General features: G+C 73.5%; 9 protein-coding genes and 1 pseudogene. 6 read left to right on the forward strand and 4 right to left on the reverse strand.

Features of this window, described 5'->3' with window-relative positions; all coding sequences use genetic code 11:
- Positions 1 to 1,016 (forward strand): ATP-binding cassette domain-containing protein (locus tag ACXJKL_RS09210; protein ID WP_457206766.1); only part of this gene is annotated, 1,016 nt, incomplete at its 5' end.
- Positions 1,013 to 1,825, forward strand: coding sequence for an ECF transporter S component (locus ACXJKL_RS09215; protein WP_457206767.1), 813 nt, complete (start codon positions 1,013 to 1,015; stop codon positions 1,823 to 1,825). The genes ACXJKL_RS09210 and ACXJKL_RS09215, both read left to right, overlap by 4 nt.
- On the opposite strand, the gene ACXJKL_RS09220 is transcribed toward ACXJKL_RS09215, so the two are convergent.
- The 3 genes from ACXJKL_RS09220 to ACXJKL_RS09230 are packed head-to-tail and all read right to left on the reverse strand — an operon-like array spanning position 1,809 to position 4,396.
- Positions 1,809 to 2,966, reverse strand: coding sequence for a PQQ-dependent sugar dehydrogenase (locus ACXJKL_RS09220; protein ID WP_457206768.1), 1,158 nt, complete (start codon positions 2,964 to 2,966; stop codon positions 1,809 to 1,811). The genes ACXJKL_RS09215 and ACXJKL_RS09220 overlap by 17 nt on opposite strands.
- Before the next feature lie 18 nt (positions 2,967 to 2,984).
- Complete coding sequence (locus ACXJKL_RS09225; RefSeq protein WP_457206769.1) at positions 2,985 to 3,830, reverse strand: EamA family transporter; 846 nt, start codon at positions 3,828 to 3,830, stop codon at positions 2,985 to 2,987.
- Entirely contained in the window at positions 3,827 to 4,396 is a 570-nt protein-coding gene (locus ACXJKL_RS09230; protein ID WP_457206770.1) for a PadR family transcriptional regulator, read from the reverse strand. Before ACXJKL_RS09230 ends, ACXJKL_RS09225 begins: the two co-directional genes overlap by 4 nt.
- 53 nt (positions 4,397 to 4,449) lie before the next feature.
- On the opposite strand from ACXJKL_RS09230, the gene ACXJKL_RS09235 reads away from it, so the two are divergent.
- Positions 4,450 to 5,559 (forward strand): WD40/YVTN/BNR-like repeat-containing protein, encoded by a 1,110-nt coding sequence (locus ACXJKL_RS09235; protein ID WP_457206771.1) that lies wholly within the window; start codon positions 4,450 to 4,452, stop codon positions 5,557 to 5,559.
- A gap of 44 nt (positions 5,560 to 5,603) precedes the next feature.
- On the forward strand, positions 5,604 to 6,062 hold the full coding sequence (locus ACXJKL_RS09240; protein WP_457206772.1) for an SRPBCC family protein: 459 nt from the start codon (positions 5,604 to 5,606) through the stop codon (positions 6,060 to 6,062).
- Here the strand turns inward: ACXJKL_RS09240 and ACXJKL_RS09245 are convergent.
- Entirely contained in the window at positions 6,037 to 6,786 is a 750-nt protein-coding gene (locus tag ACXJKL_RS09245) for a nucleotidyltransferase domain-containing protein (protein ID WP_457206773.1), read from the reverse strand. The two genes, ACXJKL_RS09240 and ACXJKL_RS09245, sit on opposite strands and share 26 nt — an antisense overlap.
- 484 nt (positions 6,787 to 7,270) lie before the next feature.
- On the opposite strand from ACXJKL_RS09245, the gene ACXJKL_RS09250 reads away from it, so the two are divergent.
- Both ACXJKL_RS09250 and ACXJKL_RS09255 read left to right on the forward strand, forming a co-directional pair.
- Positions 7,271 to 7,615 (forward strand): hypothetical protein, encoded by a 345-nt coding sequence (locus ACXJKL_RS09250; RefSeq protein WP_457206774.1) that lies wholly within the window; start codon positions 7,271 to 7,273, stop codon positions 7,613 to 7,615.
- Between the two features lie 43 nt (positions 7,616 to 7,658).
- A pseudogene (locus ACXJKL_RS09255) lies at positions 7,659 to 7,883 on the forward strand (dihydroxy-acid dehydratase); the annotation flags it as partial.

Genomic DNA, 7,883 nt, shown 5'->3' on the forward strand with positions numbered 1-7,883 from the left:
CGGTGCTCCTCGCCGAGCACCGGCTCGAGCGGGTCGTGCCGTTCGCCGACCGGATCGTGCTGCTCACCGGCGACGGTGGCCTGCTCGTCGACGAGCCGGCCACGGTCCTGGCCACCTCCCCGGTCGTGCCGCCCATCGTCGAGCTGGGCCGGGTCGCGGGCTGGTCCCCGCTGCCGCTCAGCGTCCGTGAGGCCCGGCGCCACGCCCGGCTGCTGCGCGAGCTGCCGACCCCGCAGGCGGTGCCGGCGACCGGCGGGGAGATCCTGCTCGACGCCCAGGGGCTGACCGTCACCCACGGGGCGCAGGTGGCCGTGCGCGACGTCGACCTCGAGCTCCGGGCCGGGCACGTCACGGCCCTCATGGGACGCAACGGGTCGGGCAAGTCGACGCTGATCTGGACCCTGCAGGGGGCCCACGAGCGCCGCTCCGGCTCGGTCGCGGTGGCCGGCGCCGATCCCGCCCGGCTGCCCGCCGACCGGCGGCGTACGCATGTCGGGCTCGTGCCGCAGACCGCCGCCGACCTGCTCTACCTCGAGACGGTCGCCGAGGAGTGCGCGGCGGCGGACCGCGCCAGCGGTGGTGGACCCGGCACCTGCCGGGCCCTCCTCGACCGGCTCGCGCCGGGCATCGACGCCGGGCACCACCCCCGTGACCTCTCCGAGGGGCAGCGGCTGGCCCTGGTGCTGGCCATCGTCCTCTCCACCAGCCCCCGGGTGCTGCTCCTCGACGAGCCGACGCGGGGTCTGGACTACGCCGCCAAGCGCCAGCTCGCGGCGATCGTGCGTGACCTGGCCGACGACGACCACGCCGTGCTGATCGCGACCCACGACGTCGAGTTCGTCGCCTCGGTCGCCGACGACGTCGTCGTCCTCGCCGAGGGGGAGGTCGTGTCCGCGGGCCGGACCCGGCAGGTCGTGGCCGCGTCGCCGTCGTACGCCCCGCAGGTCACCAAGATCCTGGGCGCTCCGTGGCTGCGCGTCGACGAGGTCGTGGCGGCGCTGGAGGGACAGCGGTGAGCATCGACGCATCCCGTCGACCGGTGGCCGTCCCCATCCGGGCCCGGTCGGCGATGGTGCTGACGGCCGCGTCGGCGGCCGGCCTCGTGATGCTCTGCTGGCCCCTGCTGCTGCGCGTGCCCGCGGGGGCACGGGTGGACCCGCCGTTCTTCTTCCTGCTCCTGCTGCCCCTGGTCATCGTGATCGTGCTGGCCGAGTTCGGCGAGGGCGGCATGGACGCGCGGGTGCTGGCGATCCTGGGCGTCCTGAGCGCGGTCAACGCGGTGCTGCGGGGGCTCGGGGCCGGCACCGCAGGGATCGAGCTGGTCTTCTTCCTGCTGATCCTGGGCGGGCGGGTCTTCGGGCCCGGGTTCGGCTTCGTGCTCGGCTGCACGTCGCTGTTCGCCAGCGCCCTGATGACCGCGGGCGTGGGCCCGTGGCTGCCGTTCCAGATGCTCCTGTCGGCGTGGATCGGGATGGGCGCCGGCCTGCTGCCGCGGCGGTTCACGGGTCGCGCCGAGATCGCCGTGCTGGTCGCCTACGGCATCGTCGCGTCGTACGCCTTCGGGATCCTGATGAACCTCTCGAGCTGGCCCTTCACCCTCGGCATCGCGGTGCCCGGCCACGAGGGGTCGCTCTCGTACGTCGCCGGCGCCCCGCTGGTGGAGAACCTGCACCGCTTCGCGATCTACACCCTGCTGACCTCGACGGGGAGCTGGGACACCGGGCGGGCCATCACCACGTCGGTGGCCCTGGTCGTGCTCGGCCCGGCGATCCTCACCACGCTGCGGCGGGCCTCGCGGCGCTCGGTGGTCACGCGGACGGCGTGACCCGCAGGATCCGGTCGTCCTCGTCGCTGGGGGTGCCGCGGCCGTCGCGGTTGGAGGTGGTCACCCACAGGTCGCCGTCGGGGGTCGCGACGACCGTCCGGAGCCGTCCGTGGTCGCCCTCGAGGAACCCGGCCGGCTCGCCGAGCCGGTCCCCGCGCACCGGCACCCGCCACAGGCGCTCACCGCGGAGCGCGCCGACCCACAGGTACCCGTCGGCGTACGCCATCCCCGAGGGGGACGCCGCCGACGTGGGCCAGACGACCAGCGGGTCCACGAAGTCGTCCCCGCCCCCGGGCCCCTCCACGAGGGGCCAGCCGTAGTTGGCGCCGGGCTCGATCAGGTTGATCTCGTCGTACGTCGACTCACCGAACTCCGAGGCCCACAGCCTGCCCTCGTCGTCGAACGCCAGCCCCTGAACGTTGCGGTGACCCAGGGACCAGACGGGGGAGTCGGGGTCGGGGTTGCCGGGCGCCGGGTCGCCGTCGGTCGTGATCCGCAGGATCTTGCCCGCGAGGGAGTCGGGGTCCTGGGCGAGGTCGCGGTCGCCCGTCTCGCCGGTGGAGACGTAGAGGTAACCGTCGGGCCCGAACACCAGGCGCCCTCCGTCGTGGATGAAGCCCTTCGGGATGCCGTCGAGGACCACCTCGGCCGGGCCGAGCCGTCCCCCGTCGAGCTGCGCGCGCAGCACCCGGTTGTCGTCGGCGGTGGTGGCGTAGACGTAGACGTCGCGGTCGTCGCTGGCCGGGTCGAGGGCCAGTCCCAGCAGGCCGCCCTCGCCCTCGGGCTCGGCCTCGACCACCTCGCCGACCTCGCGGACGTCGCCGGAGACGTCGACGGCCAGCACCCGCCGGGTGTCGCGCTCGGTGACCAGCGCCGTGCCGTCGTCGAGGAAGTCGATGCCCCACGGCACCTCGAGGCCCGTGGCGACCGTGCCGGCGACCCGGGGGGCCTCGCCCGCTGCGGCACTCGGCGATCCGGTCGGCGTGCCGACGGGTCCGTCCGGCGTGGCGTCGGTGGGTTGGGTGACGCTGGGGATCGTCGGCTCGGCACCGTCGTCGGCGCAGCCGGCCAGGACGAAGGCGCCCACCAGTGCGGTCACCGCGGCCAGCGCGGTGGACCACGGTGCCGGAGGAGTGGGCATAGGACGATTGTGCACGGGTCAGTCCGGGGCCGGCTCGGTGTGCACGGGACTGCTCCGGGTGGCGCCCACGCTGGCGGCGATGACGCAGCCGATGGCGATGCCCTGCAGGGGCGTGAGGAACTCGTCCAGCACGACGATCGCCGCCAGCGCGGCCGCTGCGGGCTCCAGGCTCATCAGGATCGAGAACACCGACGGCGGCAGGGTCCGCAGGGCCACCATCTCGCAGCTGTAGGGGATCACCGAGGACAGCAGCCCGATCATCGCGCCGACGAGCAGCACGTGCCCGTCCAGCAGGGTGTCGCCGCCGGCGACGACGGCGGGGACGGTCAGCAGCAGGGTGGCCAGGAGGCTGGCGACCGCGAGCCCGTCGAGCCCCGGCCACCGGGCGCCGGTGCGTGCGCTCAGCAGGATGTACGCCGCCCACGCGGCCCCGGCGAGCAGGGCGTACGCGACACCGGCCACCGTGAGGTCCGCCGGCTCGAAGCCGAGGAGAAGCACGCCGAGGGCCGCCAGGCCGACCCAGATGAGGTCGCGGGCCTGGCGGGAGCCGAGCACGGCCAGCGTCAGCGGGCCGATGAACTCGATGGTGACCGCGATGCCGAGCGGGATGCGGGCGAAGGACTGGTAGATCGCCCAGTTCATCAGCCCGAGGCTGACCCCGAAGCCGACGACGACCGACCAGTCCTGCCGGGTGCGGCCCCCGAGGCGGGGGCGGGCGACCGCGACGAGGACCAGCGCGCTGGTGACCAGCCGCAACCAGACGATGGCCGTGGGGGAGATGGTCCCGAAGAGGTCCTTGGCGAAGGCCGCGCCGACCTGGACGGAGACGATGCCGACGATCACCAGCCAGATGGCTCGCCTCACGCGTCCCCCTCCCGGTGCTCGTCCTCCTCGTGCAGGCGCTCGATGAGGCTGGTGACGATACGGCGCTCGTTCTCGAAGTAGTCCAGACCCCAGTCCGCCACGAGACCGGGGTTGCGGAAGCGCTGTCCGGGGGCGTCGGCGCCGTGCAACCCCTCGCGCACGGCCAGCAGCGCGTCCCGCTCCGCGTCGAGTGCGGCGACGTGGGCCTCGAGCATGGCGATGGTGGTCGGCGTGTCCACGACGTGGCCGAGCAGGAGGCGCAGGGCGACCGGGTGCTTGAGCACCGAGAACCCGGGTTCGGTCCCGCGCATCCAGGCCTCCAGCTCCCGCCGGCCCCGGGCGCTGAGTCGGTAGGTGGTGCTGCGGTCACCTCCGCCCCGGGTGAGGACCAGACCGCGCTCGGTCAGCCGGGCCAGCTCGCTGTAGACCTGGCTCATCGCGGGGGACACCCAGTAGAAGCGCAGGGTCGCGTCCGCGCGCTGCTTGAGCTCGTAGCCGGTCAGCTCGTCCCCGAACGTCAGGAGGCCGAGCAGGGCGTACGAGGTGACGGGAAGGTCTTGACCCATGGTGGGATGAGACTACTGTTCCTATTAGGAATACGGGGACGGGAGACGAGCACATGGGACGCACGCTGCTGATGGCAGGGACCCGCAAGGGTCTGTGGCTGGGCACCTCCGACGAGGCCAGGACGGCCTGGGAGTGGTCGGGCCCGCACTTCCCGATGGAGGAGGTCTACTCGGTGCTCATCGACGGGCGCGGCGACACACCGCGCCTGTTCGCAGGAGCGTCGTCGAGCTGGCTGGGCCCCCAGGTGTGGCGCTCCGACGACCTCGGCGCCTCGTGGCAGGAGACGCCCAACGGCGCGATCCGCTTCCCCGAGGACGCGACACAGCCCGACGGCAGCCCCGCCACCCTGGCGCGGGTGTGGCAGCTGGCGCCCGGGGTCGAGGACGGCGTCGTGTGGGCCGGCACCGAGCCGGGGGCGATCTTCCGCTCCACCGACCGCGGCGAGACCTTCGAGCTGGTGCGCGGCCTCTGGGACCACCCGCACCGCCAGGAGTGGAACGAGGGCTTCGGCGGCCAGGCGTTCCACACGATCCTTCCGCACCCGACCGACGGCGACTCGGTGCTGGCGGCGATCTCGACGGGTGGGGTCTACCGCACGTCCGACGGGGGAGCCACGTGGACGGCCTCCAACACGGGAGTCAAGGCCGAGTTCTTCCCCGGCGAGCGCAACTTCCCCGAGTTCGGCCAGTGCGTGCACAAGGTCGCTCGCGATGCCACGGACCCGGACCGCCTCTTCCTGCAGAACCACGGCGGCGTCTACCGCTCCGACGACGGTGGGGCCTCGTGGCAGGACATCGCCCCCGGCCTGCCCTCGGAGTTCGGGTTCGCGATGGTGGTCCACCCGCGCGAGGCCAACACGGCGTACACGTTCCCGATCGCGGACGCCGGCGGCCGCTGGCCGGTCGACGGCAAGGCCCGGGTGTGCCGGACGACCGACGGTGGCACGAGCTGGGAGCCCCTCGGCGAGGGGTCGCTGCCCGACGACTTCTATGCCGCCGTGATGCGTGACGCGATGTGCACCGACGACCACGCCGTGCCCGGTCTCTACTTCGGCGGCCGCAACGGCGGGATCTGGTCCTCGCCGGACACCGGGAAGACCTGGCAGGAGATCCACAAGGACCTGCCCGACATCATGTTCCTGCGCGCCGCCTCGCTGGCCTGACCATCCGGATCGCCAACCGCCCGACCACCGCCCCGAGGACCTCCATGGCTGACTTCTCGATGTCCCGCTCGACGACCATCGACGCGCCCACCGACCGCGTCCACGGACTCGTCGACGACTTCCACCAGTGGCCGCAGTGGTCACCGTGGGAGGGCCTGGACCCGGACCTCGAGCGCAGCTACCAGGGACCCGCGTCCGGCGTCGGCTCGCACTACCGCTGGTCGGGCAACCGCAAGGCCGGCGAGGGCGCGATGGAGATCGTGGAGTCCACGCCGTCACGGGTGGCCGTCGACCTGCAGTTCCTCAAGCCCTTCAAGGCGCGCAACCTGACGACCTTCGACCTCGTCCAGGTGGGCGGTGGCCACACGCGGGTCGTCTGGACGATGTCGGGACACCGCAACCCGGTCATGGCGCTCGCGGGCAAGCTGTTCTTCGACCGGGCCATCGCCAAGGACTTCGACCGCGGACTGGCCTCCCTCAAGGCCGCGGCCGAGCAGCGCTGATCGTCCGTCGCACGTCGCGCCACGCGTACGCCGCGGCCCACGGTCGGAGCAGGAGCGGGGACCGCGGGGCGTCTCCGGTCCGTCGCGCCCGCACCTGCCTCGCCAGCCGGGGCGGCACGGCCAGGTCGTGGAGCACGGCGGTCTTGGTCGCCAGCTCGCCGTGCGCGAGCGCGTGCCGGGCCCGCGCCATCGTGACGAGGCCGAGATCGGCGATCCCCTGGTCGAGCCACATCCAGGGTCGGCGTACGGCCCACGCCCAGTACCCCTCCAGCTCGGCCCGGACCGCCGCGCGCACCGTGTCGTCGTCCCCCGGCGGGAGCACGGCGGCGGGGGAGCGCCCGCTCAGGCCATGGCCCCGCAGCGCCCGCCCGTGCCGCACCAGCTCCACCCGGGCGAGCGGCGAGAGGTGACGCTCGACGAGCACACCGTGCGTCCACGTCGGGTGTCGGGCCTCGACGTCCGCGAGCGTGCGCTCGTCCACGTACACGCAGCCCAGGTCCAGGCCACGGGCCGTGCCGTGGTCCAGGGCGGTGTGCAGGGATCGGACGCCGGCCACGCGCTCGGCATCCATCGGTCCTTCGACCAGCGCGACCAGGTCGACGTCGCTCACGCCGACCCGGTGGTCACCGGTCGCCAGCGACCCGCAGACGAGCACGTCGCGCACCCAGCCGAGGTCCCCGAGCCGTGCGCAGAGCTCGTCGAGCGACTCCGCGACCTGACTCATGGGGCCAATCCTGCCTCCGCGCACGCCCGGACGGCCCCGCGGCACCGCTGGGACCTGAGTCACCCTTTGACTCAGCTCGCACCGCGGGCCCTGCCCCTGTCACCGCTACGACCTGAGTCACCCGGTGACTCAGGTCGTACCGCGCGACCCGATCGTCCCGGCGCCGAGCGTTCCTGTGGACGACCTGCTCGTGCCCTACGCCGATGTCGGTGGCCGGTGCTTGCCTCGGGTGACGAGGTCGGGACGGACGGGACGGACGAGGGGGCGGCGTGGACGAGGCGGATGCGAACGGGGTGGCTGCGGAGGCGCCGACCATGCGGGCGGGGCTCCCGTTTCTGGACGCCCTGCCCGGGCTGGTCCGACGCTACGTCGCGAGCTCGGGGTGTCCCAGCGGGGTCTCGCGGCGCGGCTCGGGGTGTCACAGTCCCGCGTGGCCCGTTGAGAGACGGGCCGTGCCATCCCCTCGGCGGCCGACCTCGAGGAGGTGCTGGCCCTCGATGGCGCGACGCTGGTGGCCGTGGCCGAGGACGGCGCCCGGGTCGCGCCCATGGACCCGCTGGCCATCCGTGACCGCGCCGATCGTCACTACCCGGCCCACTGCGACCCTCGGGGACAGGGGTGGTGGTCGCCCCCCGACTCCTTGCCGAGCGCCGAGGGGGCAGCCGAGTGGCGACGCTCGCGTGAGGACGGGGACCCCTACGTCACCTACGACCGCGGCATGTGGCGAGGAGTCATGCGCGCCGCCTACGGCACTCCGCCCGACCATCCGACCAGGGCGGAGGTGGTCGAGCGGATGCGGTCGGCCGGCGCCGACCGCCGCGCCTCCTGAGACGGGAGACCGGCCGGCGCCGAGGCCGGACTAGCCTGACGCCATGACCCAGCCGACCAGCCAGCCGACGGGACAGCAGCCCGACATCAAGCCCCGGTCCCGAGACGTCACCGACGGCCTCGAGAAGGCCGCGGCCCGCGGGATGCTCCGCGCCGTGGGAATGGGCGACGACGACTGGGTCAAGCCCCAGATCGGTGTCGCGTCGAGCTGGAACGAGATCACCCCGTGCAACCTGAGCCTCGACCGGCTCGCCAAGGCCGTCAAGAAC

The sequence above is a fragment of the Nocardioides sp. P5_C9_2 genome (assembly GCF_054049555.1).